Origin of the sequence: Pseudomonas sp. GM48 (assembly GCF_000282335.1) — a bacterium.
In the GTDB taxonomy this organism is placed as follows: Bacteria; Pseudomonadota; Gammaproteobacteria; order Pseudomonadales; family Pseudomonadaceae; genus Aquipseudomonas.
Genome location: NZ_AKJM01000063.1, coordinates 1 through 13,568 on the forward strand (window position 1 = coordinate 1; position 13,568 = coordinate 13,568).

Sequence of the window (13,568 nt, forward strand, 5' to 3'; positions counted from 1 at the left end):
GGAAGTGGGGCGAATTATAGGCTTCTAAAATTCGCCGTCAACACTTTATTTCAACTTTATTCAGCCTTGAGCGTAATACGCGCAAATGCCTTCTTGCCGGCCTGGCAAACATGGGTTGCACCCAGCGCATATATAAAGGTGCGATCAACCACTTCACCATCTATACGCACACCGCCCGAACCGAGAAGATCTCGCGCCATTGCCGAGTTCTTCACCAAACCGGCCTTATTAAGGACGGCAGCAATCGGCATGTCCTCGGCAGCCGTCAATTCGATCTCTGGCAGGTCATCCGGCAGCTCGCCTTCCTTCATGCGGTTACCGGCTGCGCGATGAGCACTGGCCGCAGCCTCCTCACCATGGAAACGCGCAACGATCTCTTCAGCCAGCTTGATCTTGATATCGCGCGGATTGGCGCCCGCCTCCACATCAGCGCGGAACGCATTGATCTCATCCATGGAGCGGAAGCTGAGCAGTTCGAAGTAACGCCACATCAACACATCCGGAATGGAGACCAGCTTGCTGTACATCACACCCGGCGCTTCCTGGATACCGACATAGTTGCCCAAGGACTTGGACATCTTCTTCACGCCATCCAGCCCCTCAAGCAGCGGCATGGTCAAAATGCATTGAGCTTCCTGACCATAACCACGCTGCAGCTCACGCCCCATCAGCAGGTTGAATTTCTGATCGGTACCACCGAGCTCAACGTCTGCACGCAGAGCTACCGAGTCGTAACCCTGAACCAGCGGATAAAGGAACTCATGAATGGCGATTGGCTGATTGCTTGTATAGCGCTTGTCGAAGTCATCGCGCTCGAGCATGCGGGCCACGGTGTACTGCGAGGTCAGGCGAATGAAGTCGGCCGGCCCCATCTGGTCCATCCAGGTGGAGTTGAATGCCACTTCGGTTTTTGCCGGATCCAGAATCTTGAAGACCTGAGTCTTGTAGGTCTCGGCATTCTCGAGGACCTGCTCGCGAGTGAGCGGTGGACGCGTAGCACTCTTGCCGCTCGGATCACCAATCATCCCGGTGAAATCACCAATCAGGAAAATCACCTGATGCCCCAGTTCCTGGAACTGGCGCAGCTTATTAATAAGAACGGTGTGACCCAAGTGCAGATCCGGAGCCGTTGGATCGAAGCCCGCCTTAATACGTAGCGGCTGGCCACGCTTGAGCTTTTCAATCAGCTCGGACTCGACCAACAGTTCTTCCGCACCACGTTTGATCAGCGCTAGCTGCTCTTCAACCGACTTCATAACAGACCCGCAAGGCTCAGATTCAAAGGGAACCAACCATACAAGATCGCGCGTCAAATACAAGGTTTGCCCGGCGCACGGACGCCAATCCACAGACAGAGTGCCTGCGGACTTGCTTCAGAGATGATTTGGTTATATTTTATACAGTTATTTCATCTTCATCATGTCATTCATCTTTTCCAATTCATCCTTTTTCAAAGTCAAAGCCACTTATGACCACAGAATCGTCTAAAGCGCCGCCGCTTTACCCGAAAACCCACTTGCTTGCCGCAAGTGGCATCGCCGCCCTTCTCAGCCTGGCGCTCCTGGTATTCCCTTCCAGCGATGTTGAAGCCAAAAAGACGACCCTGAGTCTTGAACTGGAAAGCCCTGTTGAACAACTGACACAAGATCAAGACGCTGCTGACGCCGTTCAAGCCACAAATGAACCAGCAGCCTCCCCCTTCGCGCAAATCGACAATAGCGCCGAAGACACTCAGGAAACCGCTCAAGCCGAACCGGCGCCGGTCGTCGAAGAAAAGAAGCCGGCAAGCCACAGGGAGGTGATCGTCACCAAGGGTGACACCCTCTCTACACTGTTCGAGAAAGTCGGCCTCCCGGCTACTTCAGTGCGTGACGTGCTGGCCAGCGACAAGCAGGCCAAGCAGTTCAGCCAGCTCAAGCATGGGCAAAAACTCGAGTTCGAACTGAGCCCTGACGGCCAGTTGACCACCTTGCACAGCAAGCTCAACGACCTCGAAAGCATCAGCCTGACCAAGAACGACAAGGGCTACACGTTTAACCGCACCACCGCGAAACCGACCGTGCGCTCCGCTTACGTTCACGGCGTGATCAACAGCTCGCTGTCGCAGTCCGCGGCCCGTGCCGGCCTGTCCCACAGCCTGACCATGGACATGGCCAGCGTGTTTGGCTACGACGTGGATTTCGCCCAGGATATTCGCCAGGGCGACGAGTTCGACGTGATCTACGAGCAAAAGGTGGTCAACGGCAAAGCCGTAGGAAATGGCCCGATCCTGTCGGCGCGCTTCACCAACCGCGGCAAGACCTACACCGCCGTTCGCTACACCAACAAACAAGGCAACAGCAGCTATTACACTGCTGACGGCAACAGCATGCGCAAGGCGTTCATCCGCACACCGGTGGACTTCGCCCGTATCAGCTCGAAATTTTCCATGGGACGCAAACACCCGATCCTTAACAAGATCCGCGCCCACAAAGGCGTCGACTACGCCGCCCCGCGTGGTACGCCGATCAAGGCTGCCGGTGATGGCAAGGTCCTGCTGGCGGGTCGCCGTGGCGGCTACGGCAACACCGTGATCATCCAGCACGGCAATACCTACACCACGCTCTACGGCCACATGCAAGGCTTCGCCAAAGGCGTGAAGACTGGCGGCACAGTGAAGCAGGGCCAAGTGATTGGCTACATTGGCACCACCGGCCTCTCCACTGGTCCGCACTTGCACTACGAGTTCCAGGTCAATGGCGTGCACGTCGACCCGTTGGGCCAGAAACTGCCAATGGCCGATCCGATTGCCAAGGCAGAACGCACACGCTTCCTCGCCCAAAGCCAGCCGTTGATGGCACGCATGGAACAGGAAAAAGCCACTCTGCTGGCTTCGAGCAAGCGTTAAGTCATGGCGCTCTATATAGGTGTGATGTCCGGGACCAGCCTTGATGGCCTGGACATCGCGCTGATCGAGCAAACCCCGGCGATCAGACTGATCGCCTCCCACTACATCCCGATGCCCGATTCCCTGCGCGCCGAGCTGCTTGGCTTGTGCGCCAGCGGCCCGGACGAGATCGCCCGCTCCGCCATCGCCCAGCAGAACTGGGTGAAACTGGCAGCCCAAGGGATTCATGCCCTTCTCGCGCAGCAGCAACTGAAGCCTGACGACATTCGTGCGATTGGCAGTCATGGCCAGACCATCCGCCACGAACCGGCCCGCGGGTTCACCGTGCAGATCGGCAATCCGGCATTGCTGACAGAGCTGACTGGCATCACCGTGGTCAGCGATTTCCGCAGCCGCGATGTCGCTGCCGGCGGACAAGGTGCACCGCTGGTTCCCGCCTTTCACGAAGCCTTGTTTGAGGAACGGATCGGTAATCGCGCCGTGCTGAACGTTGGCGGCTTCAGCAATCTCAGCCTGATCGAGCCCGGCAAGCCTGTTGCCGGTTTCGACTGTGGCCCGGGCAACGTGCTGCTGGACGCCTGGATTCATCAGCAACGCGGCGACCACTTTGACCGTGACGGCCAATGGGCCGCCAGCGGCAACGTAGAACCGATCCTGCTGAATGCACTGCTCAGTGATCCGTTCTTTGTGACCAAAGGCCCGAAGAGTACCGGCCGGGAAGTGTTCAACCTGCCATGGCTGACACAGCATCTGGCACAACTGCCAGCCTTCGCCGCCGAAGATGTTCAGGCGACGCTGCTTGAGCTGACCGCGCTGACCATCATCGAATCACTGCAAAGCGCCCAGTCAGACACGCAGGAACTGCTGGTCTGCGGCGGCGGCGCCCACAACACTGCTTTGATGAACCGCTTGGCCAGCCTGCTGCCAAATGCAAGCGTCAGCAGCACCGCCACCTACGGTGTAGACCCCGACTGGGTCGAAGCCATGGCCTTCGCGTGGCTGGCTCATTGCTGTCTCGAAGGCATCGCGGCTAACCGTCCGAGCGTTACCGGTGCCCGCGGTTTGCGCGTACTCGGCGCCATCTACCCCGCATAAATCCTCCAGACAGCAAAACGCCGCAAGACCCTGAGGCCGTGCGGCGTTCTGTGAAACAGGCGCGCTGATCAGATCGAGAACGAAGAACCGCAGCCACAGGTAGTGGTCGCATTCGGGTTCTTGATGACGAAACGCGAACCTTCCAGACCTTCCTGGTAGTCCACCTCGGCACCTGCCAAGTACTGGAAGCTCATCGGATCGACCACCAGACTCACACCTTCGCGCTCGACGATGGTGTCGTCATCGGCCACTTCTTCATCGAAGGTGAAGCCGTACTGAAAACCTGAACAACCGCCGCCCGTAACGAATACGCGCAGCTTCAAGCGATCATTCCCCTCTTCATCGACCAGGCTCTTCACCTTGTGCGCGGCACCGTGGGTGAATTGCAAAGCCGTGGGGGTGAAGGATTCGACGCTCATGCTGACTATCTCCCGGCGTTACGCCGTCATATTGCGTGATGACGCGCATTATCCGCTTCTCCTAGAAAAGCGGTCAACTATTGTTATGGTATATCAACCAATCCAATCGCCAGCCCGGAATGCAAAAAGGCCCGTCTAACGGGCCTTTTTGCTGTGCGCGATAAGCCTTACGGCAGCATGCCCGCGTGGGAAAGACCCAGACGTTCATCCAGCCCGAACAGGATGTTCATGTTCTGCACTGCCTGGCCCGAAGCACCTTTGACCAGGTTATCGATCACCGACAACACCACCACAAGATCACCATCCTGCGGACGATGCACCGCGATACGGCAAACGTTGGCACCACGCACGCTACGCGTCTCAGGATGGCTGCCGGCTGGCATCACATCGACGAACGGCTCATTGGCATAACGCTTTTCAAACAGCGCCTGCAGGTCCACCGAGCGATCAACGACGGTTGCGTACAGCGTGGAGTGAATGCCACGAATCATCGGCGTCAGATGCGGAACGAAGGTCAGGCCGACGTCCTTGCCTGCTGCACGACTCAGCCCCTGACGAATCTCCGGCAGGTGACGGTGACCTTTGACGGCATAGGCCTTCATGCTTTCCGACGTCTCGGAGTACAGCGAGCCTACGGAAGCACCACGACCGGCACCACTGACGCCGGACTTGCAGTCAGCAATCAAATGCGCAGCATCGGCCAGGCCGGCTTCGAGCAATGGCAGGAAACCCAATTGCGTTGCGGTTGGATAGCAGCCTGGCACGGCAATCAGGCGTGCTTTCTTGATCTGCTCGCGATTGACTTCCGGCAGACCGTAGACCGCTTCGTCCAGCAGTTCCGGCGCGCCGTGCGGCTGGCCGTACCATTTGGCCCATTCATCCGCGTCTTGCAGACGGAAGTCGGCCGACAGGTCGATGACCTTGGTCCCGGCCGCCAGCAATTCGCCCGCCAAGGCATGGGCAACACCGTGTGGCGTGGCGAAAAACACCACATCGCAAGCGCCCAGGGTCTTGATGTCCGGAACGCTGAATGCCAGGCCGTCGTAGTGGCCTCGCAGGTTCGGGTACATGTCGGCCACGGCCAGGCCAGCCTCGGATCGGGAAGTGATGACAACCACTTCAGCTTGCGGATGTTGCGCCAACAGACGCAGCAGTTCGACACCGGTGTAACCCGTGCCGCCGACGATACCGACCTTGACCATAAACCTGCCCTCAACGAACCCACTGGAAAGCCGTCGATAATAGGGCGCGCGCGCCCCTGCGACAACCGGCAAGGTGACGTGCGGAGCGTCAAGCCTCTACTATTCCGGCTACCGTGAATTGGGGAATAACTAAAAATGCTTTATCTGTGGCTCAAAGCGCTTCACATCATCAGTATCGTTTGCTGGTTTGCCGGCCTGTTCTACCTGCCGCGACTGTTCGTCTATCACGCCCAAAGCGAGGACACCGTCAGCAAGGAACGCTTCAGCATCATGGAGCGCAAGCTGTACCGCGGCATCATGGGACCGGCAATGATCGCTACGCTGATCTTCGGCGGCTGGTTGATCAGCCTCAACCCCGGCGCCTACTTCACTCAGGGTGGCTGGATGCACGCCAAGCTGACGCTGGTGGTGATTCTGATCGGCTACCACCACATGTGCGGCGCGCAGGTAAAACGTTTTGCCCGTGGCGAAAACACCCGCAGCCATGTCTTTTATCGCTGGTTCAATGAGGTTCCGGTTCTGATATTGCTGGCAATCGTAATTCTGGTCGTCGTTCGGCCGTTCTAAACCCAATAGGCTCAAACCACCGGGGTACTTCCAATGTCGCTGCCCGCTCTGCTCGAACAACGTTTGCGTCTGCCCGTGGTGGCAGCACCGATGTTCCTGATTTCCAATCCGCAATTGGTACTCGCCTGTTGTCGCCAGGGCGTGGTCGGTAGCTTCCCGGCGCTGAACCAGCGCGAAAGCAGCGGCTTCAAGGCCTGGCTGGAAGAGATCGAAGCCGGGCTGGCGACAATGGAAAACCCCGCGCCTTATGCCGTGAACCTGATCGTGCATAACAGCAATCCACGCTTACAGGCGGATCTTGAGATCTGCGTCGAACACAAAGTACCGATCGTGATCACCAGCCTCGGTGCCGTGAAAGAGCTGGTCGACACGGTGCACAGCTACGGCGGCCTGGTGTTCCATGATGTGACGACACGTCGTCATGCCGAGAAAGCAGCCGAAGCCGGCGTAGATGGATTGATCGCCGTGGCTGCCGGCGCCGGTGGACACGCCGGGACCTGGAGCCCGTTCTCGCTGATTGCCGAAATCCGCCAGTTCTTCGACAAGACCCTGTTGCTGGCCGGCTGCTTGAACCACGGGCATGAAATTCTTGCCGCGCAATTGCTCGGCGCGGATCTGGCCTACTTTGGCACTCGATTTATCGGCACGACCGAAAGTCACGCACCCGAGGCCTACAAAGAAATGCTGCTGACATCCAAAGCCGCAGACATCATCCATACTCCAGTTGTGTCAGGTGTCCCGGCGAGTTTCATGCGCCAGAGCCTGGAAGCCGCCGGTTTCGACATGGCCGCCTTGCAAGGCAAGGGCGAGATCAATTTCGGTTCCAAGCTCAAACCCGTGAGCGATGAGGCCAAAGCCTGGAAAACCGTTTGGTCTGCCGGCCAGGGCGTGGGAGAAATCGAGGACTTGCCAAGTGTCGAGCAGTTGATTGCACGTCTCGACGCGGAGTACCGCAAGGCCCTGGAGCAGGCTGCCCAGTTGACCAAACGCTGGCCGAGCTGACAGCAAACCTTGGCCAGCCTTGCCCGGCTGGCCTTACACTCACCCGGACACAACATTTTCCTTTCAACCTCTCGCGACAAGGATGCCTCGGACATGGGTGAAAATCATTTCAAAATCGTATTCGAAGGCTCCTTGCTGCCCGGTGTTGACGTCACCACGGCAAAGCTCAATCTCGCCGAGTTGTTCAAAAGCGATGTCACGGCCATTGAGCGTCTGTTCACCGGGCGTCCGGTAGCGCTCAAACGCAACCTGTCGCAAGCCGATGCCCAGACCTATCTCCAGGCGCTGAGCAAAACCGGTATCGACGCCCGCATCGAAGCCGAAACGCCGATCGAGCTGAACCTCGCCGACGTTCATGACCATGCTCCGGCCAGCGGCCAGGCGTCTTTTGCAGATCCGCAGTCCCCTTACGCGCCGCCTCGCGCGCCGGTCGGCGAAGTCGCGGCGGAATTCGCCACGCTCAAGCCATTCAGTTTCGATGGCCGTATCGGCCGCTTGCGTTATCTCGCCTGGACGCTGGTGCTGTCAACTGTACTCCTGGCCGTTTGCGGGGTGTTTGCCTTGGTCGCTCTGGCTCTCATCGGCGCGGATTCGACCGCAGGCCTGATATTGGGCAGCTTGCTGGCCTTGATCCTGTTCGTCGGATTTGTATTCGTCAGCATCCAGATCACTGTTCAACGCTTGCACGATGTCGGCTGGTCCGGCTGGCTGTGGCTGCTTAACCTGGTGCCGTTCGTTGGCAGTTTCTTTCCGTTCGTGATCATGGTTGTGCCGGGCAACGACACCGCCAACCGCTACGGCCCGCCGCCTCCGCCGAACAGTACTGCGGTCAAGGTATTGTCTTCGCTGTGGCTGATCGTTATCGCGCTGGTTCTATTCGGCTCGCTGGCCGGTGGTCTCACGGCGATACGGGAAGAATACAAAAGCGCCGCGCAGAGCAGCTACGAAAGCAGTTCGGCCACCACCGATGAAATCGACGTCGAGGTCGCACCGGTGCCAAATTCCGTCGACGATGCAGCCGAAGAGGTCCAGCCCCCTGTAGACTCTGCGAAAGAATGAACAGCGCTCCTGGCCCGTGACACCTGCGTCGCGGCGCGGAGCTGTTGCGATGGAGAACTGCATGACCCGTTACGCTCTGATCACTGGCGCCTCCAGCGGCATCGGCCTGGCAATGGCCGAAGCGCTGGCACGGCGCGGCCGCAGCCTGATTCTGGTGGCCCGACAACGTGATCAGCTGGAAAGTATTGCGATTGAACTGACCCAAAGGTTCGGCGTGGAAGTGTTGTTCCGTGCCTGTGACCTGGGCGAACCGCTGCGCCTGTCCGGGTTCCTGCTGGAGCTGGAAGAAGGCGACCGGCAGATCGATCTGCTGGTCAACTGCGCCGGTATCGGTACATGCGGCCCGTTTCTGGCCCAGGACTGGATGACCGAACAAGACCTGATCGAAGTGAACATCCTCGCCCTCACCCGCCTGTGCCATGCCATCGGCAACAGCATGGCCCTGCAAGGCGGCGGGCAGATTCTGAATGTGGCCTCGATGGCGGCGTTTCAACCGGGGCCGTGGATGAGTACCTATTACGCCAGCAAGGCGTATGTGCTGCACTTTTCCGAAGGGTTGCGCGTCGAGCTGAAAAAATGTGCGATCAAGGTTTCGGTGCTCTGCCCCGGGCCGACCCGCACGGCATTTTTCCGTACCGCACAACTCGACAGCGACAAACTGGCCAACAGCAAACTGCTGATGAGCCCCGAGGAAGTGGCGCTCTACACCGTGCGCGCACTGGAAAAGAATAAAGCGATCATTATTCCAGGGCGGCGCAACCGCTGGTTCGCCTTCCTGCCAAGGCTCGGCTCGCGCTGGCTGACTCGCACCATCGCCGGCATGGTCAACAAGGCCTACTGCCCGCGCTGATCCAACTCAAGGTAAAAGACTGGGCGCTGGCATACGCCATGAGTACACTCAGGCCAGCCCAAACAACGGAGAAAACAGCTGTGGATACTCTGTTCACCAAGATCATCAACCGGGAAATCCCGGCGAAGATCATTTACGAGGACGACCAGGTACTGGCCTTCCACGACATTGCCCCACAGGCACCGGTACATTTTCTGGTGGTCCCGAAGAAACCGGTTCGCACCCTGAACGACCTGACCGAGGACGACAAGGCATTGGCCGGGCACATTCTGTTCACCGCCCAGCGCCTGGCACTGGAACTGGGCTGCGAAAAGGGCTTTCGTGTCGTCATGAACTGCAATGAAGAAGGCGGGCAAACCGTCTACCACATTCATATGCACGTGTTGGGTCAGCGCCAGATGCACTGGCCGCCGGGCTGATTACTCCCCCCCTTGTGGGAGCGGGCTTGCTCGCGAAGAGGGCATCACTTTCAACATCTTTGTTGACTGACACTCCGACTTCGCGAGCAAGCCCGCTCCCACAAGGGCATCACAACACTGTCACAGCCTCTGCAGCACAATGACCCAGCGCAATCCTTCCCCGGCCGATTGGGTTAAACTGGCCGCCGAAATTCCCCCGGAGGTCAGCATGACTACCCAACGTCACTACTCGCCGATTGACCGACTTCTGCTGCAAGCCGATGCCGCGATGCGCACCCTGCTGCCCTTCAGCGGCCAGCCGTACCGTCCGTCGCCAGCCATCGTGCAGCCGGATGCGAAAATGAGCGACGAAGACACGCGTCACGTTGCCGGCCTGATGCGCATCAACCACACCGGAGAAGTCTGCGCCCAGGCGCTGTATCAAGGGCAGGCACTGACTGCCAAGCTGCCGCAAGTGCGTGCCGCGATGGAACATGCCGCCGAAGAAGAAATTGATCACCTGGTCTGGTGCGAACAACGTATCCAGCAACTGGGTAGCCACACCAGCATCCTCAATCCGCTGTTTTACGGCATGTCGTTCGGGATTGGTGCAGTGGCTGGCCTGATCAGCGACAAAGTCAGCCTGGGGTTCGTCGCGGCAACGGAAGACCAGGTGTGCAAACACCTGAACGAACATCTGGAGCAATTGCCGGCCGAAGATGAAAAGTCCCGGGCGATTCTTGAGCAGATGCGCATCGATGAAGAACAGCATGCCGAAAGTGCGCTGGAGGCTGGCGGGTTCCGGTTTCCGGCACCGGTGAAGTTCGGGATGAGTCTGATGGCCAAGGTGATGACCAAGAGCACCTATCGGATCTGATTTCCAGGTCGGCTGACAGGCCCCCTTCGCGAGCAAGCCCGCTCCCACAAGGGGTTCGTGATAGCAATAAAAAAGGCGACTGCCGTGAGGAAGTCGCCTTTTTTGTGTTCGAGAATCTTACGCCATATTGCGTGCGTAGAAGATTTCGAGCATTTCGTGTTTCACCCGCTCGGTCACCTGGGCGCGTTGCTCAGAGGACAGGTTGCTGGTGGCGTCGCCGAACAGGTAGTTATCCAGTTCGAAGTTCTTCAGCAGCATCTTGGTGTGGAACAGGTTTTCCTGGTACACGTTCACGTCGGTCATCTGGTACGCGTCGTAAGTGTCATCGGAAAGGTAGTTCTGGATCGAATTGATCTCATGGTCGATGAAGTGCTTTTTGCCTTCAACGTCACGGGTGAAGCCGCGCACACGGTAGTCCACGGTCACGATGTCCGAATCGAACTGGTGAATCAGGAAGTTGAGCGCTTTAAGCGGTGAAATGACCCCGCAAGTCGACACGTCGATGTCCACACGGAAGGTTGCAATACCGCTGACCGGATGGATTTCCGGGTAGGTGTGCACCGTGATGTGGCTCTTGTCGAGGTGGGCCAGAATGATTTCAGGCAGCGGGCCCGGAGACTCTTCGATCTGACTGTCGGTCGGGGTTACCGGCTCTTCGGAGATCAGGATCGTGACGCTGGCACCCTGCGGCTCATAGTCCTGACTGGCAATGTTCAGGATGTTGGCACCAATGATATCGACAACTTCCGTGAGGATCTGCGTCAGGCGTTTCGCGTTGTACTCTTTATTGATGTACTCGACGTAAGCCTGCTGGTCTTGCGGGGTTTCCGCGTAGCAGATGTCATAGATGTTGAAGCTCAAGGTCTTTGTCAGGTTATTGAACCCGTGGAGCTTGAGTTTGCTTTTCACCGTTAAAAACTCTCTATGTGTTTGCGGCCCGGCCGCGTGATCAAGCATGCCCGTCAGATGCGAACAACGCACCTGCGTAGGACGGTTAACACCTCTTCGCGATGGCGATTTTGGTTGTCTGTTCGGGTGCGAGGCCTGTCGGCTGACAGGCCACTACCCTGAAAAAAGTGGCGCATTATGCAGACGTCAGCTTGGGTTCGCCAGAGTCTGCACTGCTTTTATGATAGTTGAATGTCGATTCAACCGAGCTCGATGATCTCGTAGTCGTGGGTGATTGCCACGCCTGCCGCGCCGAGCATGATCGAGGCGGAGCAATACTTCTCGGCAGACAATTCGATGGCGCGCTTGACCTGGGCTTCTTTCAGCCCGCGGCCCTTGACCACGAAGTGCATGTGGATTTTGGTGAAAACCTTTGGATCTTCGGTCGCACGCTCGGCTTCCAGGAAAGCCTCACAGCTTTCGACCGCCTGGCGGGACTTCTTGAGGATGCTGACCACATCGAAATTGCTGCAACCGCCGACACCCAGCAGCAACATTTCCATCGGCCGGACACCCAGGTTACGTCCGCCGGCATCGGGCGGACCGTCCATGACCACGACATGACCGCTACCGGATTCGCCGAGGAACATGGCTTCGCCAGCCCATTGGATGCGTGCCTTCATCGCCAAGACTCCACTGTATAAAAAAGGGTCGCCAGCTTAGCACAGGCCCCGTGATTGAAGCCCCCGGCGTCCTAGGACATATCCCACGGCCTTGTAGGTAAATGCTCGAATGTTGCAGGAAGTGTCTGTTAAGCTGACGCCAATTCGATGGCGCATAGCCAGCTTTCGCTATTCATAAAAAAACCAGACACACGCGCTGTCTTTTCGGGATACAACCATGGTTGCGATTGCCCCCAACCCCAAAATCAAGAACCTCGACAAGCTGTTGATGCATTGCCAGCGCCGCCGCTATCAGGCCAAGAGCAACATCATTTGTGCCGGAGACCGCTCGGAAACGCTGTTCTTCATCATCAAAGGCTCAGTCACCATCCTGATCGAAGATGACGATGGCCGGGAAATGATCATTTCCTACCTGAACACCGGGGACTTTTTCGGCGAGCTGGGCCTGTTTGAGCAGGCCGGCCTGGAACAGGAGCGCAGCGCCTGGGTGCGAGCCAAGGTTGAATGCGAAGTCGCGGAAATCAGCTACGCGAAATTCCGCGAGTTGTCCCTGCAGGATCCGGACATTCTTTACGTACTCAGCGGACAAATCGCACAGCGTCTGCGCAACACTACGCGCAAGGTCGGTGACCTGGCATTCTTCGATGTGACCGGTCGAGTCGCCCGTTGCCTGCTGGAGCTGTGTAAACAGCCAGACGCCATGACTCATCCCGATGGCATGCAAATCAAGGTGACCCGTCAGGAAATCGGGCGGATTGTCGGTTGTTCCCGGGAGATGGTCGGTCGCGTGCTCAAGGATCTGGAAGAACGCAACCTGGTGGACGTCAAAGGCAAGACCATGGTGGTCTTCGGTACGCGATAAGCTCGAAAACCTAGCCGCTGAACATCTGCGCCAGCATCAACCGGTAGAGTTCGTCGAGGCGCGCCAGTGCATAGGGTGCCGTGAACTTCTCATGCAACGCGATGTGGCTTTCGGCGCGCACTCGTTGCTCCAGGCCGCAAGCTTCGTTGAAGCGATTGACCGCGGCGACCATCGACGCTCGGTCGTTATCGATCAGCATCGCACCGTGCACCAACCCCACCGGACGCTGACCGCCCTGGCTCTGGCGCCAGCGCTGGGCGGTGCCGACCATCTTGCGACCATCAAGATTGACGTTGAAGCGTCCATCACAGAATGCACCGTCGATTTCGCCAAGGGACGACGAACCACCCAATTCATCCAGCAACTGGCAAATGGGGTCGCACAGGCGCCGGTAACCGGTTTCGATGCGGTTCAAATCACCTTCGCTGCGTGGTGGCGCGTAAACCAGGGCGATATTGATCGTTGTGGCGGATTGTGGAACCGGCTCACCGCCGGTATCGCGCAGCAGCACCGGCCAACCTGCCGTCGCCGACACTTCACAGGCAGCCTCGAAACCGGGCAAGCGATTCAAACGGCGCGGCATGACCAGAGCCTGATCGCTCGGTTGCCAGAACAGCAGGCCGAATTCCGCGTCGCCGGCGCAGACCGAGGCCAACAGATCCTGTTCGGCTTGCAGGCCGGCTTCGATGGTCAGGGATATTGGCAGCGACATGGAGAACTCCGACAGACATGAGATCTTTGGGGAATTTGCGGGCCCCTTCGCGAGCAAGCCCGCTCCC

General features: G+C 58.2%; 15 protein-coding genes. 9 read left to right on the forward strand and 6 right to left on the reverse strand.

Annotation, left to right across the window (positions count from 1 at the left end; genetic code table 11):
• Positions 1-56: 56 nt before the first annotated feature.
• Positions 57-1,256, reverse strand: a complete 1,200-nt coding sequence (tyrS, locus tag PMI28_RS16810; protein WP_007985990.1) for a tyrosine--tRNA ligase — start codon at positions 1,254-1,256, stop codon at positions 57-59.
• A gap of 212 nt (positions 1,257-1,468) precedes the next feature.
• Between tyrS and PMI28_RS16805 the strand changes: the two genes are divergently transcribed.
• The gene (locus PMI28_RS16805) at positions 1,469-2,887 is read left to right on the forward strand and encodes a peptidoglycan DD-metalloendopeptidase family protein (RefSeq protein ID WP_007985992.1); all 1,419 of its coding nucleotides are present in this window, start codon (positions 1,469-1,471) and stop codon (positions 2,885-2,887) included.
• A gap of 3 nt (positions 2,888-2,890) precedes the next feature.
• Positions 2,891-3,982 (forward strand): anhydro-N-acetylmuramic acid kinase, encoded by a 1,092-nt coding sequence (locus PMI28_RS16800; protein WP_007985995.1) that lies wholly within the window; start codon positions 2,891-2,893, stop codon positions 3,980-3,982.
• Positions 3,983-4,050: 68 nt separating this feature from the next.
• On the opposite strand, the gene erpA is transcribed toward PMI28_RS16800, so the two are convergent.
• Positions 4,051-4,401 carry an iron-sulfur cluster insertion protein ErpA gene (gene erpA / locus PMI28_RS16795; RefSeq protein WP_007906865.1) on the reverse strand — a complete coding sequence of 117 codons (351 nt, stop codon included), beginning with the start codon at positions 4,399-4,401 and terminating at the stop codon, positions 4,051-4,053.
• A gap of 167 nt (positions 4,402-4,568) precedes the next feature.
• Positions 4,569-5,603, reverse strand: a complete 1,035-nt coding sequence (gene argC / locus PMI28_RS16790) for an N-acetyl-gamma-glutamyl-phosphate reductase (RefSeq protein WP_007985997.1) — start codon at positions 5,601-5,603, stop codon at positions 4,569-4,571.
• A gap of 135 nt (positions 5,604-5,738) precedes the next feature.
• Between argC and hemJ the strand changes: the two genes are divergently transcribed.
• From hemJ to coq7, 6 genes are all read left to right on the forward strand, one after another.
• The gene (gene hemJ / locus PMI28_RS16785) at positions 5,739-6,170 is read left to right on the forward strand and encodes a protoporphyrinogen oxidase HemJ (protein WP_007985999.1); all 432 of its coding nucleotides are present in this window, start codon (positions 5,739-5,741) and stop codon (positions 6,168-6,170) included.
• Positions 6,171-6,203: 33 nt separating this feature from the next.
• Complete coding sequence (locus PMI28_RS16780; protein ID WP_007986001.1) at positions 6,204-7,172, forward strand: NAD(P)H-dependent flavin oxidoreductase; 969 nt, start codon at positions 6,204-6,206, stop codon at positions 7,170-7,172.
• Between the two features lie 93 nt (positions 7,173-7,265).
• Positions 7,266-8,231 carry a DUF805 domain-containing protein gene (locus PMI28_RS16775; protein WP_007986003.1) on the forward strand — a complete coding sequence of 322 codons (966 nt, stop codon included), beginning with the start codon at positions 7,266-7,268 and terminating at the stop codon, positions 8,229-8,231.
• 61 nt (positions 8,232-8,292) lie between these two features.
• Complete coding sequence (locus PMI28_RS16770; protein ID WP_033063263.1) at positions 8,293-9,081, forward strand: SDR family NAD(P)-dependent oxidoreductase; 789 nt, start codon at positions 8,293-8,295, stop codon at positions 9,079-9,081.
• A gap of 80 nt (positions 9,082-9,161) precedes the next feature.
• Entirely contained in the window at positions 9,162-9,500 is a 339-nt protein-coding gene (locus PMI28_RS16765; protein WP_007986008.1) for a histidine triad nucleotide-binding protein, read from the forward strand.
• Between the two features lie 208 nt (positions 9,501-9,708).
• On the forward strand, positions 9,709-10,356 hold the full coding sequence (gene coq7 / locus PMI28_RS16760; protein ID WP_007986010.1) for a 2-polyprenyl-3-methyl-6-methoxy-1,4-benzoquinone monooxygenase: 648 nt from the start codon (positions 9,709-9,711) through the stop codon (positions 10,354-10,356).
• Between the two features lie 117 nt (positions 10,357-10,473).
• On the opposite strand, the gene speD is transcribed toward coq7, so the two are convergent.
• Both speD and PMI28_RS16750 read right to left on the reverse strand, forming a co-directional pair.
• Positions 10,474-11,265, reverse strand: coding sequence for an adenosylmethionine decarboxylase (gene speD / locus PMI28_RS16755; protein WP_007986012.1), 792 nt, complete (start codon positions 11,263-11,265; stop codon positions 10,474-10,476).
• A 239-nt stretch (positions 11,266-11,504) separates the two neighbouring features.
• A complete protein-coding gene (locus tag PMI28_RS16750) occupies positions 11,505-11,927 on the reverse strand; it encodes an OsmC family protein (protein WP_007941657.1) in 423 nt (140 codons plus the stop codon).
• Between the two features lie 217 nt (positions 11,928-12,144).
• Here PMI28_RS16750 and crp point away from each other — a divergent pair, with 217 nt between their 5' ends.
• Complete coding sequence (gene crp, locus PMI28_RS16745; protein ID WP_007986014.1) at positions 12,145-12,789, forward strand: cAMP-activated global transcriptional regulator CRP; 645 nt, start codon at positions 12,145-12,147, stop codon at positions 12,787-12,789.
• A 10-nt stretch (positions 12,790-12,799) separates the two neighbouring features.
• On the opposite strand, the gene PMI28_RS16740 is transcribed toward crp, so the two are convergent.
• Positions 12,800-13,501, reverse strand: coding sequence for a lipoate--protein ligase family protein (locus tag PMI28_RS16740; protein ID WP_007986017.1), 702 nt, complete (start codon positions 13,499-13,501; stop codon positions 12,800-12,802).
• Between the last annotated feature and the right edge of the window lie 67 nt (positions 13,502-13,568).

Coding starts and splice junctions, on each gene's coding strand:
- tyrS (WP_007985990.1), bottom strand. CDS start 1,256: ATGAAGTCGGTTGAAGAGCAGCTAGCGCTGATCAAACGTGGTGCGGAA.
- PMI28_RS16805 (WP_007985992.1), top strand. CDS start 1,469: ATGACCACAGAATCGTCTAAAGCGCCGCCGCTTTACCCGAAAACCCAC.
- PMI28_RS16800 (WP_007985995.1), top strand. CDS start 2,891: ATGGCGCTCTATATAGGTGTGATGTCCGGGACCAGCCTTGATGGCCTG.
- erpA (WP_007906865.1), bottom strand. CDS start 4,401: ATGAGCGTCGAATCCTTCACCCCCACGGCTTTGCAATTCACCCACGGT.
- argC (WP_007985997.1), bottom strand. CDS start 5,603: ATGGTCAAGGTCGGTATCGTCGGCGGCACGGGTTACACCGGTGTCGAA.
- hemJ (WP_007985999.1), top strand. CDS start 5,739: ATGCTTTATCTGTGGCTCAAAGCGCTTCACATCATCAGTATCGTTTGC.
- PMI28_RS16780 (WP_007986001.1), top strand. CDS start 6,204: ATGTCGCTGCCCGCTCTGCTCGAACAACGTTTGCGTCTGCCCGTGGTG.
- PMI28_RS16775 (WP_007986003.1), top strand. CDS start 7,266: ATGGGTGAAAATCATTTCAAAATCGTATTCGAAGGCTCCTTGCTGCCC.
- PMI28_RS16770 (WP_033063263.1), top strand. CDS start 8,293: ATGACCCGTTACGCTCTGATCACTGGCGCCTCCAGCGGCATCGGCCTG.
- coq7 (WP_007986010.1), top strand. CDS start 9,709: ATGACTACCCAACGTCACTACTCGCCGATTGACCGACTTCTGCTGCAA.
- PMI28_RS16750 (WP_007941657.1), bottom strand. CDS start 11,927: ATGAAGGCACGCATCCAATGGGCTGGCGAAGCCATGTTCCTCGGCGAA.
- crp (WP_007986014.1), top strand. CDS start 12,145: ATGGTTGCGATTGCCCCCAACCCCAAAATCAAGAACCTCGACAAGCTG.
- PMI28_RS16740 (WP_007986017.1), bottom strand. CDS start 13,501: ATGTCGCTGCCAATATCCCTGACCATCGAAGCCGGCCTGCAAGCCGAA.